Origin of the sequence: Pseudoalteromonas lipolytica (assembly GCF_900116435.1) — a bacterium.
GTDB classification, from domain to species: domain Bacteria; phylum Pseudomonadota; class Gammaproteobacteria; order Enterobacterales; family Alteromonadaceae; genus Pseudoalteromonas; species Pseudoalteromonas lipolytica.
On the sequence record NZ_FPAZ01000008.1, the window covers coordinates 1 to 14,610 of the forward strand.

14 protein-coding genes are annotated in these 14,610 nt (G+C 42.3%); 5 read left to right on the forward strand and 9 right to left on the reverse strand.

From position 1 onward, the window contains the following. From BM378_RS09590 to hisG, 6 genes are all read right to left on the reverse strand, one after another. Nucleotides 1-487: HisA/HisF-related TIM barrel protein (locus BM378_RS09590; RefSeq protein WP_074989069.1), on the reverse strand; the 487-nt coding region annotated here is incomplete at its 3' end. Between the two features lie 28 nt (nt 488-515). Next, entirely contained in the window at nt 516-1,106 is a 591-nt protein-coding gene (gene hisH, locus BM378_RS09595; RefSeq protein ID WP_036971972.1) for an imidazole glycerol phosphate synthase subunit HisH, read from the reverse strand. Further along, complete coding sequence (gene hisB / locus BM378_RS09600; RefSeq protein WP_036971969.1) at nt 1,103-2,164, reverse strand: bifunctional histidinol-phosphatase/imidazoleglycerol-phosphate dehydratase HisB; 1,062 nt, start codon at nt 2,162-2,164, stop codon at nt 1,103-1,105. Before hisB ends, hisH begins: the two co-directional genes overlap by 4 nt. Then, nucleotides 2,164-3,258: a histidinol-phosphate transaminase gene (gene hisC / locus BM378_RS09605; protein ID WP_065979046.1), complete on the reverse strand. Its 1,095-nt coding sequence runs from the start codon at nt 3,256-3,258 to the stop codon at nt 2,164-2,166. Before hisC ends, hisB begins: the two co-directional genes overlap by 1 nt. Further along, entirely contained in the window at nt 3,248-4,549 is a 1,302-nt protein-coding gene (hisD, locus tag BM378_RS09610; protein WP_065979047.1) for a histidinol dehydrogenase, read from the reverse strand. The genes hisC and hisD overlap by 11 nt, the downstream gene beginning before the upstream one ends. A gap of 6 nt (nt 4,550-4,555) precedes the next feature. Further along, a complete protein-coding gene (gene hisG / locus BM378_RS09615; RefSeq protein ID WP_036971963.1) occupies nt 4,556-5,455 on the reverse strand; it encodes an ATP phosphoribosyltransferase in 900 nt (299 codons plus the stop codon). A gap of 344 nt (nt 5,456-5,799) precedes the next feature. Between hisG and BM378_RS09620 the strand changes: the two genes are divergently transcribed. After that, the gene (locus BM378_RS09620) at nt 5,800-6,045 is read left to right on the forward strand and encodes a hypothetical protein (protein ID WP_036971961.1); all 246 of its coding nucleotides are present in this window, start codon (nt 5,800-5,802) and stop codon (nt 6,043-6,045) included. Between the two features lie 93 nt (nt 6,046-6,138). Then, nucleotides 6,139-7,128: a sensor domain-containing diguanylate cyclase gene (locus BM378_RS09625; protein ID WP_074989070.1), complete on the forward strand. Its 990-nt coding sequence runs from the start codon at nt 6,139-6,141 to the stop codon at nt 7,126-7,128. Nucleotides 7,129-7,181: 53 nt separating this feature from the next. On the opposite strand, the gene BM378_RS09630 is transcribed toward BM378_RS09625, so the two are convergent. Both BM378_RS09630 and BM378_RS09635 read right to left on the reverse strand, forming a co-directional pair. Beyond that, nucleotides 7,182-8,471 (reverse strand): cation:proton antiporter, encoded by a 1,290-nt coding sequence (locus BM378_RS09630; protein ID WP_065979048.1) that lies wholly within the window; start codon nt 8,469-8,471, stop codon nt 7,182-7,184. Between the two features lie 226 nt (nt 8,472-8,697). After that, the gene (locus BM378_RS09635; protein WP_083422899.1) at nt 8,698-9,777 is read right to left on the reverse strand and encodes a mechanosensitive ion channel family protein; all 1,080 of its coding nucleotides are present in this window, start codon (nt 9,775-9,777) and stop codon (nt 8,698-8,700) included. 155 nt (nt 9,778-9,932) lie between these two features. Between BM378_RS09635 and yoaA the strand changes: the two genes are divergently transcribed. From yoaA to BM378_RS09650, 3 genes are all read left to right on the forward strand, one after another. Next, on the forward strand, nt 9,933-11,849 hold the full coding sequence (gene yoaA / locus BM378_RS09640; RefSeq protein WP_036971947.1) for a DNA repair helicase YoaA: 1,917 nt from the start codon (nt 9,933-9,935) through the stop codon (nt 11,847-11,849). Between the two features lie 10 nt (nt 11,850-11,859). Continuing rightward, nucleotides 11,860-12,552: a tRNA (adenosine(37)-N6)-threonylcarbamoyltransferase complex dimerization subunit type 1 TsaB gene (tsaB, locus tag BM378_RS09645; RefSeq protein WP_074989071.1), complete on the forward strand. Its 693-nt coding sequence runs from the start codon at nt 11,860-11,862 to the stop codon at nt 12,550-12,552. A gap of 306 nt (nt 12,553-12,858) precedes the next feature. Continuing rightward, nucleotides 12,859-13,182, forward strand: coding sequence for a hypothetical protein (locus BM378_RS09650; protein WP_065979051.1), 324 nt, complete (start codon nt 12,859-12,861; stop codon nt 13,180-13,182). 62 nt (nt 13,183-13,244) lie between these two features. On the opposite strand, the gene BM378_RS09655 is transcribed toward BM378_RS09650, so the two are convergent. Then, complete coding sequence (locus tag BM378_RS09655) at nt 13,245-14,534, reverse strand: alkaline phosphatase (RefSeq protein WP_036971942.1); 1,290 nt, start codon at nt 14,532-14,534, stop codon at nt 13,245-13,247. Between the last annotated feature and the right edge of the window lie 76 nt (nt 14,535-14,610).

Genomic DNA, 14,610 nt, shown 5'->3' on the forward strand with positions numbered 1-14,610 from the left:
CCAATGCTACGTAAAAATCAACAAGTTCAAATAATCCAAACTCAGATTCACTTAACCAACCGTGAGTGGCAGGAGCCCAGCCGTTTTCGGTTTTATTTACATCAAGGGCAATCACGAAATGTTCGGCCCCAAACTTTTCAATCCATGCTTGGACTTGCTCGCGCTTTTCAACGGCCATTGAACCAATCACAACTTGGTTAGCTCCGGCTTCTAGCCAGTCGGCCACATCGTGTTCAGAGCGAATACCGCCGCCAACCTGATAAGGGACGTTTAATGCTTTGGTCGCGGTTTGAATATGTTGCCATTGCTTTTTGCTCGGGTCGCGTGCGCCTTCTAAATCAACAAGGTGCAGCTTACCTGCACCGCTGTTTGCGTACGCTTGTAAGCGTGCGCCTAGTTCGTAAGGGTAAAATTGTGCTGTATCATACTTACCTTGGTATAAGCGCACAATTTGGTTTTGTAATACATCAAGTGCTGGAATAATCACGTTTTGGTCTCTTATTTTTGTGCTGCGCTTACAGCTGCCAATCTAAAAAGTTTTGTAATAATCGGGTGCCGACTTTGGCACTGCGCTCTGGGTGAAATTGCATGCCTGCATAGTTATCTTTTGCAACAATCGCAGAGAAAGTGTTTCCGTATTCACCACTGACAAGCGTGGCATCGTTGACGGTGTGAGCAAAGCTATGCACAAAGTAAACATGATCTTGCGCTGTTAAACCTTTAGTGAGCGCATGCTCTTTTAATACTGTTAGGTCGTTCCAGCCCATATGCGGTGATGTCAATGTACCTACATCAAGTTGCTTAACAATACCCGGGATTTTACCTAGGCAATCAACATTGCCTTCTTCGGTGCTTTCGCAAAGTAATTGCATGCCTAAACAAATGCCCATAAGCGGACGCTGATATTCATCAATGGCTTGTTGCCAGCCACCGTCTTTTAGGCGCTTCATTGCCACAGAAGCATGGCCTACACCGGGTAAAATAGCACGTTCAAAGCCTTTTAGTTGCTCAGGCGAAGTGATCACTTCTGGATTTTGACCGAGTCGCTCAAACGCAAAACGCACCGAGTTGATATTGGCACAACCCGTATTAATTATGGCAATCATAAACACCCCTTTGAGCTGGCAGTTTGTTGCGTGGCATCTTTTGCGATAGCAGCGCGCAGCGCTCTGGCAAAGGCTTTAAATAAGCCTTCTACTTGGTGATGACAGTTACCCTCGCTGACTGACAAAATCAGGCTCATTGCGGCGTTGTCACTTAAACTTTTAAAGAAATGCTCAACCATTTGCACATCTAAGTCGCCGACTTTTTCACGGCTAAAATCGGCATTTAACACAAACGATGCACGGCCCGATAAATCTATTTGCGCCTCGGCTTTACATTCATCCATCGGTAGCGCAAATCCATAACGGCCAATTTGCGTTTTTGTACCCAGCGCTTGTTTAAGTGCAAGCCCTAAGGCAATACCAATGTCTTCAACGAGGTGGTGTTCATCAATGTGTAAGTCGCCCGTGGCTTGAACATTAAGTCCGATATTGGCGTGGGTGCGAATTTGGTCAAGCATGTGATCAAAAAAGCCAAGGCCAGTACTAATGTCGCCATTTTTGGTCTGGTCTAAATTAACCTGCACATCGATTTGCGTTTCTTTGGTGTTGCGGGTTATGCGACCTTCACGGTTTTGTGTTGTTAGCTGAGTGACAATGGCATCCCAACTGCCGGTGTATAAAATGCCTTCGCAGCATAAGTTAGCAGCAAGACCTATATCTGTTTGGCGGTCACCGATGACAAATGAACGGGCTAAATCTACTTTGCCTGAGCGCATAAGTTCAGTCAGCAACCCTGTTTTAGGTTTACGGCAGTTGCAATTGTCTGCATCAAAGTGGGGGCAAATCAGTACTTCGTCAAATTGAATACCTTGGCTGTTGAGGATATTCATCATTTTGTCTTGCGCAATGTCAAAATCAGCCGTTGGGAAGCTATCTGTACCTAGTCCATCTTGGTTCGATACCATAACTAAGCGGTATCCCGCTGCTTGAAGTTGCAGTAGAGCAGGGATCACATTGGGTAAAAATACTAATTTCTCGAGGCTATCTACCTGTTTATCGGTGATTGGCTCTTCGATAATGGTGCCATCGCGGTCAATAAATAAATACGGGTTACTCATTATACTTCCTGTTCTACTGTGTTACTGGCAAGTGATAAACCATCTAGCCAAATTTTTACTTGTTCTAATTCTTGTTCATTACCGATTGAAATGCGCAGCCAATCATTTTCACCATAAAGAGTGAATGCGCGCATCACAAGACCTTGTGCCAATGCAATATTAAATGACTGTCTATCTTTTAGCTTTAAGGTTACAAAGTTACCTTCACCACTAAGTACCTTAACCACGGCCGATGATTGTTCAAGCCAGTCTTTTAGTTTGGCTTTTAAACTATTTAATATAGTAACTTGGCGACGCATTGAGGCGATGTTATCGCTACTGAGTGCATCAGCCGCAATACGTGCAACTACAGTTGATACTGGATAAGGCGCAATTACTTTACGGATCGGTGCCAGTAAATCACTGTTTGCAAGTGTGAAGCCTGTACGCAAACCTGCTAATGCAAACGCTTTAGATAAGGTTCTTAGCACCACAAGATTATTAAATTCATTAATTAAGCTTGCTGCAGTGTGTTCTGGACAAAACTCTATATAAGCTTCATCTACCACGACGATGGCTTTACCCGCAAGTTGTTGGGTAATCTTTCTGATCTTGTCTAGGCTCGTCATGCTGCCTGTTGGATTATTAGGATTACAAATGAAAACTAATTTCGAGTCAGCTATCGCAGCAACAATTTCATCCACCGTGCCTTTTAACAGTAACTCTTGGGTGAGACCGTTAATGCTTACGTTGTGAGTGTCGGCAGTGACTTTGTACATACCATAGGTTGGTAAAAATAGCGCGATACTGTCTTTTGCTGGGCGGCAAAATGTACGCACCAATAGCTCAATGCCTTCATCGGCACCGCGTGTCATCAGCACTTGTTCTGGCTCTAAGTTGGCATAACATGCGTAACGGTTAATAACCTGTGTTGGCTGTGGATCGGGGTAGCGATTTAAATCGGCCAAACTCACAGTAGGCGTGCGAGAGTAGGGACTTTCGTTGGCATTTAGCCACGTTGTTCCAGTCAGTTTCTCGCTCTTTGCTGAGCTATAAGCTGTTAGGGCTGCAATGTTGTCTGGCAACAGTGTGGTAAGTGTTGAGTTATCGCTCATTATTCAGTGCCTCAAGACGAATTGAAACAGCATTAGCGTGAGCATCAAGCCCTTCTGCTGCGGCCAAAGGTAAAATTGCTTTAGATAATTCACGTAACCCATTTTTGCTAATGGTTTGTACTGTGTAAGTTCTAAAAAAGTCCAGTAAGTTTAAGCTCGAATAGGTGGCACTGTAACCATACGTTGGTAGTACGTGGTTAGTACCTGACGCATAATCGCCTGCAGATTCCGGCGTATAGTCGCCCACAAAGACAGAGCCAGCATTTTTAACTAAGCCTAAATAAGGCTGAGCATCAGCAAGTTGTAAAATTAGGTGTTCAGGACCATATTGTGCTGATACTTCAAATGCCTGCTCAATAGAGTCGACTAAAATCAAGCTTGAATTTGCAAGGGCTTGTTCAGCGGTTTCTTTGCGGCTTAATTTTGCAAGCTGCGTTGTTAATGCTTGCTGCGTAAGTTCAATAATGCGCTCACTATTACACAGTAAGATTACTTGTGAATCAGCACCGTGTTCTGCCTGCGATAATAAATCGGCAGCAATAAATTCAGGATTTGCACGTTCATCAGCAATCACCAGTACCTCAGAAGGACCTGCAGGCATATCAATTGCCATGCCCGGAATCGTCTGGGCGACAAGCTGTTTTGCCATTGTCACAAAACTGTTGCCTGGGCCAAATACTTTATTGACCTTCGGTACAGACTCAGTGCCGTAAGCCATCGCTGCAATTGCCCCTGCGCCGCCACTTTCAACAATTGTTTTAATACCGCATAGCTTAGCTGCATAGAGAATTGCAGGGTTAATGCTTTCATCGCCCTTAACAGGTGTTGCAAGCACAACCGTTTTTGCACCGCTTAATTGTGCAAGGACACCTTGCATAATAACCGACGAAGGTAATGGCGCACTGCCACCGGGTACGTATATACCCACTGCTTCAATCGCTTGGTATTTAAGCTCACATAACACCCCTGGTTGAGTTGTTAGTTTAATGTCTTTTGGTAATTGTGCTTGGTGAAAGCGTTTTACATTAGCGTAAGCTGTTTCAATCGCGGCTTTTAATTCGCTCGATAAAAACTGTTCTGCTTGATCAATTTCTTCAACGGGCACTAATAAACGCGGTGTTTCTCGCTTATCAAATTGTTTTGCCATGTTTAAAAGCGCAGCGTCGCCTTGCTCTTTGACTGCCGCTAAGATATCGATGCATATTGATTCGATCTCTTTGCTTGCCGTGACAGCAGGGCGGGTAAGTACCGCTTGCTGTGCGAGTTGGTTTTCCTCATTCCAGCGAAACATGGATACTTACTCCATCATTTTTTCAATTGGCATAACGAGGATCGAGTTTGCACCGAGTGCTTTCAACTCTTCCATCGTTTCCCAGAATAAGGTTTCGCTGCTCACCATGTGCAGTGCCACATAATCATCACTACCGGCTAAAGCAAGTAATGTTGGTTGACCTGTGCCAGGCAGTAAATCACACACTTCATCGAGTTTTGCTTTTGGCGCGTGTAGCATGATGTACTTACTTTCTTTAGCTTGGCGTACACCCCGTAAACGCGGCATTAGGGTGTTGATTAAATCAAGTTTGCTTTGATCTGTCAGGTCTTTGTTTTGGATTAAACAGGCATTTGATTCGAGGATAGTATCGCCTTGCATTAAGCCGTTGGCTTCAAGTGTTGCACCGGTAGACACTAAATCACAGATAGCATCGGCAAGGCCTGCACGCGGAGCCACTTCTACAGAGCCTGTTAGCATAACTGTGCTTGCGTTGATGCCTTCACGTTTTAGATATTGACCTAGAATTTCAGGGTAGGTAGTGGCAATGCGCTTGCCTTCAAACCAGCTCTTCTTTTGCACACCAAGCTCTTGTGGCCAAGCCAGTGCTAAGCGGCAATAGCCGAAATCAAGTTTTGACAGTTTGTTTACTTCAAATGCAGCGCCTTGGCGCTCGCGCTCGGCTTGTACTTCAACAAGTACGTTTTCGCCAACGATACCTAAGTCACACACACCGTCCATAACTAGGCCTGGAATATCGTCATCACGTACACGAAGTACATCAATGGGCATGTTAGTAGAGTGTGCTATTAGGCGTTGTTCACGAAGATTCAATTTAACGCCTAGCTGTTTTAAAAGCTCTTGGCAGTCTTTTGATAGTCGGCCGCCTTTCTGGATGGCGATACGTAAACGGTTGTTATTACTCATTATTCATTTTCCTTTAATTCAAAAACTAAAAACCCCGAGGAAACCTCAGGGCGAAAATAAATAATGTGGTTGATTACTCGCCAGAGGTTCCTTTTAGGAATAACCTCTCAGCGAAAAACCTGACAGGCTATTCCGGTGAATGATGGTGATGGTGGATAGTTGTCAAGTTGAAGCGCATAATCTTTCCTGTGTTGCACTCGTTTGTCTAAACCAGTGCGTTAATCTGTTTAAATAATTTACGTATATAGATAAACATGTTTTTAATATTTTTGGCAAGCACTTTTTTTTGCAATTAAAGAATATGCTATAACGGTCGATAATAAGTGGATGGGTAGGAGGTACAAATGGATATCATGATCCCCTTTTTAGGACGCATCACGCGTTTACAACTTGAGAGTAAAGGTGCATTCCACATTGCGGGCGTAAAAGATGCGAACGTGCAGAGAATTGAACTCGAAAAGCGGCAAAAACGCGAAATTGAACGGCGTAAAAAAGCAGCCGAAAGTGCTAATAAAAGTGCTGATAAAAATGATAAAGATATTATCGAAGAAGGTGAAGACGGCAATAAGCACCTCGATACATGGGCTTAATGCTTAAGAAAATAAAATTATTTTTATCTCGTTTTCTAGCACTTTGTGCTAGGTTTGTAGAGTAAAATTAATTTTCAGATTCAAGGCGATATTATGGATAAGCCAGCAGAACCATTTAGTGAAAAAGCGCGCCTTGAAGAGCTTCGTGCACTCGAAATTTTAGATACCCCAAATGATCCAGCGCTGGATAGAATAACGCGCCTTGTTCAGCAGTTCTTTTCGGTCCCTATTTGTTTAATCAGTCTTGTTGATGAACACCGGCAGTGGTTCAAGTCATGCATTGGGGTCAGCGTAAAACAAACACCGCGTGATATCTCTTTTTGTGCCCATGCGATTTTAGATAATGGTCCATTGGTCGTCTGTGATGCATTGCTAGACCCTAGGTTTGCTGATAATCCCTTGGTGACAGGTGAGCCCAATATCCGTTTTTATGCCGGCAGCCCTATTACATTGCAGTCAGGCAATCGTATTGGCACTTTATGCATAATTGACCATCAGCCTCGGTCGTTCACCCAAGAACAAGCGAATGTGTTAAAAGACTTTACCGCCATTATTGAACGAGAGCTCGCAGTGATGCAATTGGCAACAACTGATGAGTTAACATTATTGTCTAATCGACGAAGTTTCAGCAGTACGGCTGAGCGTTATTTAGATTTATGTATCAGACAAAATTTAAAAGCGAAGTTGGTCTTTATTGATCTCGATAATTTTAAACCGATTAACGATACGTTTGGTCATGCTACTGGCGATGAGGTATTGAAAGGCTTCGCCAATGTTCTAGCATCGTGTTGCAGAAAAGCAGATTTGTTTGCCCGATTGAGTGGCGATGAATTTGTTATTTTGTTTACTGATTTGAGTACCCAAGAATGCGAAGTCATTATGCAGCGATTAGCTGAATCATTTAGTGAATTGTCAGGCCAATTTAATCATAAAATTAACCTTAGTTTTTCGCATGGGATTGCCAATTTTTCAGGGCAAAAACCATGCTCACTGTCACACCTATTGGCGCTAGCAGATAGCCGAATGTACAAAACAAAAGTGATAAAAAAGAACCTATTAATACCAACCGAGTCAAATGTTTAACTTTTATTAGGTTCAACAATTAACTCAATTGGTATAACGCACATGCAGCGATACTATTTCTCAGTTACGTGTTTGGCAGATTGAATACTGCTTTGAATAAGTGGTGAAATAGTTAAGCCTTGCACAATAATAGAAAAAATGACGACGACGTAAGTCACAATGACAATTAAATCATGAAGGTCTGAGCCCGCAATCATTACTTGGTCGCGAGGTATTGCCGCAGCCATTGCCAGTGCTAACCCGCCTCTTAGGCCACCCCATGTTAGAATCTTCACAGAATGTTTGTCGTATTGCCTATACTTCTTGAAGAACATAAATGGCGTCCCCACGCTGATAAAACGCGCAAGTAATACAACAGGTACCATGAGTAAGCCAAGACCAATTTCTTGAATGGTGATAGGCATAGTGACAATTAGCATACCGATAATCAAAAATAGTAACGCATTTAAGAAACTGTCGGTTGCATGCCAAAAGTCTTTTACATAGCGAGTATCTTCAGGACCGGTTCGTTCAGTCGCTTTTGAGCGGGTAATATTACCCAACAAAATACCACTTGTGACCATTGCCAGAGCACCTGATATTTCCCAAATGTTAGCAGCTGCAAAGCCCGCAGTAGGAATGGTGAGTGTTAGTAATAAGCGAATATTAACATCGCGGCTATTAATGATTAAAAAGTGCCCGACTAATGCGATTACTAAACCAAACACAATGCCGCCGATTGCATCGACTAAAAATAACTCTGCTACGTCAGTAAACGTTGCCTCTGTACCATAAAAAGCCACCGAGAAAATAGTGGTAAAGATCACCAAACCAATACCATCATTAAACAAAGACTCACCTTCCACTTGCACAGAAATACCTTCTGGGGCTCGCATTTGTTTAATAATGGCTAACACGGCAATAGGGTCAGTAGGGCTAATTAATGCTCCAAATAACAAACAGTAAATGAAAGGGACAGGCCAGCCCACAAAAGCAAATAAATAATAGCTCAAGTACCCTACAATCACGGTTGAAGTAATGGTTGAAAATAGCACTAATGCGGTTATTTCCCACCGCTGTTTACGCAGCGCTGCTAAATTAATTTCAAGCGCACCCGCAAACAGCAAAAACCCTAGCATGCCCTTTAACAATAACTGATTAAAGTTAATACTTGAAACCACCTGAGTCATTTCGAGGGCTGTGGAATCACCGAGCATTTTAACGGCGAGAATAAGGAGTAAAGAAATAACAACAGAGCCTGTTGTTATAGCAATTGTTGTTTGCATTTTGAGGATGAACTGGTTAGCAAAAGCAATAAAAATAGCTAATGCTGAAAGAAAACAAATGAGGTACCAAGCATTCATTGTTTGACCTTAAATATTTTATAAACAAGACACAGAAAGCAGTCACTTTCTGGGCGCATATGGTACGCCTGTATCATACGTATGTCACAGTGTTTATGCTATTTTCATTAAATTTTAGAGTAAAAATTCAAGGTACTGATTGCATTTGTATAATTGCTGTTAAAATTGTCTCAAAAGAGACAAACCCAACCTGTTGGAAAGTGCAATTATCATAAATTTAGCTAGGTCAATGTGAGTCTTTAAACGACGCAGACTCTTGTGTCGTGTTTATAGCACGAATAGGGTAAGGAATCACAATACCTTCTTGAGCGTAGCGTTTATGTAATGCTTTGATAAAAGCCGATTTCACCCAAAAACGATTAAAGTACTCTTTCACTCTTAGCATCACAGTAAAATTAATACTTGATTGATCAAAGGTGTGAAACACGACAAACGTGTCATAGTCATCAATTCCCCATTCATGGCTTTTTAGAACTTGCCTTGCTACATCAAGTGTTATTTGCTCGACCTTTTCAAGATCGGAACCATAATGTACCCCCACTTCCACTGGCACACTGAGCTCTTTTTCAGGGTAAAAATAATTGATGATTCGCGATTTAGACAACTGACTATTGGGGATCACTATCATGTTATTGGGCAACATTTTCACCCACGTTGATCGCCAGCCTATTTTTTCAACAAACCCTTGGTCACCACTCTCAAGCTCGATAAAGTCGCCGACTCTAATAGGTTTATCGATAACCAGTTGAACCCCAGAGAAAAAATTTTCTAATGTTGGCTGTAAGGCAAGAGCAACGGCGAGGGAAGTGATCCCTAGCGACGCGATAATAGGCGTGATTGAAATACCTAATGTGCCTAATAAAACCAGTAGTCCAACACTGACAATGACACAGCGGATCACTCCTTTAATAATGCTGCGGCTGTTAGACACCACTAACGAGCGCGAACTGTAATAGTCAACTGTACCGAATAAGAAGTGATCTAAAAATAGCACTAAAGCAAAAATTAATATTGATTTCGCAGTCGCTGCGATAGGAAGCGGGTAGTCAGTTAGAAAATCAGTCATGTTTAATAAATGACCAAAAATGATCACAAGCACCATCATTGTGCATAAAGTAAGTGGCGTGGAAATTGAGTCGACGAGCAAAGAGTCAAACACAAAGTCTGTGCGCTGGGTCCACGTTTTTAAACAGTAAATAATTATAAACTTTATTAAAAACAATATAATAGCAGCTGTAAATGTGCCACCAATTACGAGTAGCCATGGCTCGTTTACCCACACATTTAGTGCCAATTCAGAAAACATATTCAACTCTTATGACGTATATGCCATAACAGAAAGCAATTTGTATACCTTTATGGATAGATATTTTTAGTTGTGAGTGATGTCTAGCCCACATTGTATTTAGTCTTGCCCTTGGCAAGTCAGTTACGTAAAATCTGGCCATCACTTTTAATCTATTGGCGAAGTTTATCAAACAACTTTTCAGTGCCACTGGCCCTCTTGCGCTTTCTCTTGATGGATACACACCTCGACAGCCACAAATTGATATGGCTGTTGCGGTTGATGACGCCTTGCAAAAACGTCATCAATTAGTGGTTGAGGCAGGAACGGGGACGGGTAAAACTTATGCTTACTTGGCTCCTGCATTAAAATCAAAAGGTAAGACAATTATTTCTACTGGGTCAAAAGCCCTGCAAGAGCAGTTGTTTCATCGTGATTTGCCAAACTTAGTAAAAGCATTAAGCGCGACAAAAAAAGTGGCCTTATTAAAAGGCCGTGCAAACTATTTATGTACATATCGGTTAAGTCAGCATGTAGCGCACGTGCCAACAGATGACCCGGATGTCATGCATCAATTAGCAATGGTCGCAAAATTTGCCAGCGAAACACGTTCAGGTGATTTAGCCGATTGTATTGGTATTGAAGAAGATGCAAAAGTGCTGCCCTATGTCAGTTCAACGGCCGATAATTGCTTAGGGAAAGAGTGCCCTGACTTTCAAGATTGTTATATACGTAAAGCACGATTAAATGCGATGGAAGCGGATGTTGTGGTGATTAATCACCACTTATTCTTCGCTGATATGGCGGTAAAAGACACCGGTTTTGCTGAATTAATGCCAACAGCCGATGCCTATATTTTTGATGAAGCACACCAATTAAGTGAGATTGCCAGTGATTACTTTGGTGAAAGTGTCAGTACAAAAAAGCTGGTGGATTTAATTAATGATCTGCGGGCAATTTACCGTGCCGATATCCCCGATATGTTGCAGCTGGGTAAAACGCTCAATAAACTAGAAACCAGTGTGGCTGACTTACGCTTGCAGTTTGGTATTGATGGCAGTCGCGGAGATTGGCGAGAAAAGCTGGCCGATAAAGATATCTGCGCGGCACTGCATCGGGTGATAAGCGATCTCGACTTTTTATATCAAGTACTAAAACTATGCTTAGATCGCAGTGAAAAAATAGAGCACCCCTTTGAACGCACGTTGGCCTTTAAAGGGCAGCTTGAACGCGTATTCGATACAGCACAAACAGGTTATAGCTATTGGTACGAAACCACGCGTCGCTATTTAACGGTGAACATTACGCCGCTGAACGTGTCGGCAAAATTTGCACAGATGATGAAAGACACTGGGGCTGGATTTGTTTTTACCTCAGCCACGTTGTCGGTAGATAATGATCTTGGCCACTTTAACGCCAGCCTTGGTTTAAAACCCGCGCAAAGCATGATTGTTGAAAGCCCATTTGACTATGAACAACAGGCCTTGCTGTGTTTACCTCGCTATTTACCTGAGTCGCACGCTAACAACATGCCACATGCCATTATTAAGTTAACGCTTGAGCTTATTAAATCAGCCAAAGGGCGTTGCTTTGTACTGTTTACAAGTTACCGTATGATGCATTTGGTGGCGGAAGGGTTAACCACACAATTAGATTACCCGGTGTACATGCAAGGGCAAATGTCAAAACGGATTATTCTTGAAAAATTCACTCGCCACGGTAATGCTGTTTTACTTGGCACTGCCTCTTTTTGGGAAGGGGTGGATGTTAGAGGCAGTACATTAAGTTGTGTTATTATTGATAAATTACCGTTTGCTGCACCAGACGACCCCCTGCTTCAAGCGCGCATGCAAGATTGCCAACTGCAAGGTAAAGACCCTTTTGCGCATATTCAATTACCTCAAGCGGTAATTGCCCTAAAGCAAGGAGTAGGGCGCCTTATTCGTGATAACAAAGATAAAGGTGTATTGGTTATTTGTGATAATCGATTAGTGACACGCCAATACGGCCAAGTATTTTTAAAAAGTTTGCCACCCATGCGACGTACGCGTGATTTAGCAATGGCAAACGCCTTTTTAGAACAGATCAATTAGAGTAATGTAGATGATTAAACAAAATATTCTTGCCCTCGATGCATCAACAGAAGCCTTATCAATTGTGCTTCATTATCAAGGGCAAACATTTCATCATTTTGAAGAGTGCCCGCAACAGCACAGTCAAAAAATCTTGCCTTTAATTGATGAATTATTAACCAAAGCGCAATGTAAATTAACGCAGTTAGACGTGATTGGTTTTGGTCAAGGCCCCGGCAGTTTTACGGGGGTACGTATCAGCGTAGCCATCGCGCAAGGTTTGGCCTATGCGGCCAAATTACCGCTTGTGGGTGTATCAACGCTGCAAATGATGGCTCAGCAAGCACATGAACAACATCATGTTTCAGATGTGCTCTCAGCAATTGATGCACGTATGGGGGAAATATACTTTGCTCAATATCAAGCAAATGAGCACGGTTTAATGACACTTGTGAATGAAGAACAAGTGATTAAACCAGAACTACTTACCCTGCCAGATAACTCCGCAACGGCGGTAGGTACAGGCTGGAAAACGTACCCAGAACTTGCCAGTGATACGGCAAATATAAGCGTAAGTCCAGACATTTTATTGCCTGATGCTCAGTACATGTTGGCATCGGTTGCCAGTGCGTTTGAAAAAGGTGATACGGTAAGTGCTGCAAATGCTCAACCTAAATATGTGCGAGATACCGTAACGTGGAAAAAGCTTCCCGGGCGTGAATAACGAGAACATGTTGACCTTTCATAATTAAAATGTGTTCACGCTAGAAGGGATTTAATCGCGGTGCGAGGTTTGTAACCTAGTGAGCTAAGTAATAATTAAGCAAAACAGCCGCGTGCTGCTCAGCCTCTCACCTATATTATGTAGGCAACCAAGAGTTAATCGCCACTCGGAAGAACTCGAAGGGCAGCGCGTGTTTGGTATGTATGCTGCGTTATAACCTATTTATGGGGAATAACCACACCCTAAACTTGCAGCGTTGGCATTTATGACACATAATTTAAGCATCTTTAAATTGGGATTAAGACCTTGACGTTACCGATTGGCTCAGGCTTTTTCACTGGCGATATACCGGGTCAGTATAGCCGTAAAAATACCGTAACTGATGCGCCTAAGGCGATATCAGACCAATCGGCTGAGCAAAAATCGTCAACGGAATACGTTAAAACGAGCCCTCAAGGTGTTGCGCTCGCAGCCGAATTTAAAACAGAGTCACAAAACTATCAGCAAACCATTTACGATAAGCCAAATAACCCGAAAATTAGCCGTGCTATTTCGACGTATACCGAGTTTGCTAATTTAGAGCGACGTGCTGAGGTGCAAAGCCTGATAGGTGTAGATGTGTACGCTTAATGTGAAAACGATAAACATAAAAAAGCCTAAACACTTGTTTAGGCTTTTTTCGTTTAAAACGATTACTGTTTAATAAAATCAATCAACTTATCAGCAATGTCTGTGTTGTTTTGCGAACCGTAAAAGTCTTTTGCGCGCTGACCGTAAGCAAAAACTTGTACGTCAATAGCTGTATGACCACCCGTTGTCCAGCCAGTAAAACTAGCGTGGTTAATGATATCTTTTACAGCAAGGAGTAACGCTTTATCACCCATTTTTTTAGCTTGCTCAAGTTTGATACTATTTTCTTCGGTAAATTCAATATTAGTATAACGTTGCCATACTGACTTTAAGTCGTCAGTTTTTTGTAACTCATCAGTAATGGTACCCGCCGTCGCTTTAACACCTTTAACGACTTCTGTTTCCCATTTATATTGACCGTGAGCACCCAGAGTTAAACCACCTGTTGAGTGATCAGCTGTGATGACAAGTAACGTGTCTGGGTTTTTATCAACATACGCTTTTGCCTGTTCGATAGACTTTGCAAAGTCGTCCATTTCACCCATTGCACACGCGATATCGTTCGCATGACCACACCAATCAATTTGACTGCCTTCGATCATGACAAAGAACCCTTTATCATTTTGACCATCAAGTAAATCAAGCGCTTTAGACGTCATTTGTGTTAAACGTGTTGGGTTTTCGTCCAGCGCAAACGGTAAACCGACTTCGGCAAATAAACCCAGCGCAGGTATTTGCTTTATCTCATTAAGGGCTGCAAAGTCATCACTGTACTGATAACCAGCCGATTTAAACTCTTCTACAAGATTGCGATCATCACGTACATAGTATTTCGTACCGCCACCTAACATAAGATCGACGGGTAATTTACCGGCGATTTTATTATCAATATAGTCGTTAGCAATTTCGTCATAGTTACGACGAGATTCATTGTGCGCTGCAAAACTCGCAGGTGTTGCATGATTAATTTGTGACGTTGCCACAAGAGCCGTTGTCATGCCACGCTCTTTAGCTATTTCGAGCATTGTTTTGACTGGCTTTTTGTCAGTATCAACGGCGATAGCACCATTATAACTTTTTCGTCCACTGCTTAACGCTGTTGCGCCGGCTGCACTGTCTGTTACATAAGTATGGTCATCAGGGTAAGTGTGCGCCATACCACGTAAAATAGTATCGAATACAGTGGGGTCGACAACTTTGGTGTTTGGATCATCTTTAAAGTAACGATAAGCGGTGGTATATGCAGGGCCCATTCCATCACCAATCATATAAATGATATTTTTTGGTGCAGATTCAGCCATAACTGAACTTGCTGAGCATAATAATGCTAAAAGACTTAATTTAAATTTCATTGATGTAACCTTATTATTGTGCCCTTATTTATACTGCCGAGATTATTGTATACTAGCCAGACGATAAATAAACGCC

What these genes read in the sequence shown, in the direction of transcription:
- BM378_RS09620 (WP_036971961.1), top strand. Translation starts at nt 5,800, where the DNA reads ATGGATATCATGATCCCCTTTTTAGGACGCATCACGCGTTTACAACTT.
- BM378_RS09630 (WP_065979048.1), bottom strand. Translation starts at nt 8,471, where the DNA reads ATGAATGCTTGGTACCTCATTTGTTTTCTTTCAGCATTAGCTATTTTT.
- BM378_RS09625 (WP_074989070.1), top strand. Translation starts at nt 6,139, where the DNA reads ATGGATAAGCCAGCAGAACCATTTAGTGAAAAAGCGCGCCTTGAAGAG.
- hisG (WP_036971963.1), bottom strand. Translation starts at nt 5,455, where the DNA reads ATGAGTAATAACAACCGTTTACGTATCGCCATCCAGAAAGGCGGCCGA.
- hisD (WP_065979047.1), bottom strand. Translation starts at nt 4,549, where the DNA reads ATGTTTCGCTGGAATGAGGAAAACCAACTCGCACAGCAAGCGGTACTT.
- tsaB (WP_074989071.1), top strand. Translation starts at nt 11,860, where the DNA reads ATGATTAAACAAAATATTCTTGCCCTCGATGCATCAACAGAAGCCTTA.
- hisH (WP_036971972.1), bottom strand. Translation starts at nt 1,106, where the DNA reads ATGATTGCCATAATTAATACGGGTTGTGCCAATATCAACTCGGTGCGT.
- BM378_RS09655 (WP_036971942.1), bottom strand. Translation starts at nt 14,534, where the DNA reads ATGAAATTTAAATTAAGTCTTTTAGCATTATTATGCTCAGCAAGTTCA.
- BM378_RS09635 (WP_083422899.1), bottom strand. Translation starts at nt 9,777, where the DNA reads ATGTTTTCTGAATTGGCACTAAATGTGTGGGTAAACGAGCCATGGCTA.
- hisC (WP_065979046.1), bottom strand. Translation starts at nt 3,258, where the DNA reads ATGAGCGATAACTCAACACTTACCACACTGTTGCCAGACAACATTGCA.
- hisB (WP_036971969.1), bottom strand. Translation starts at nt 2,164, where the DNA reads ATGAGTAACCCGTATTTATTTATTGACCGCGATGGCACCATTATCGAA.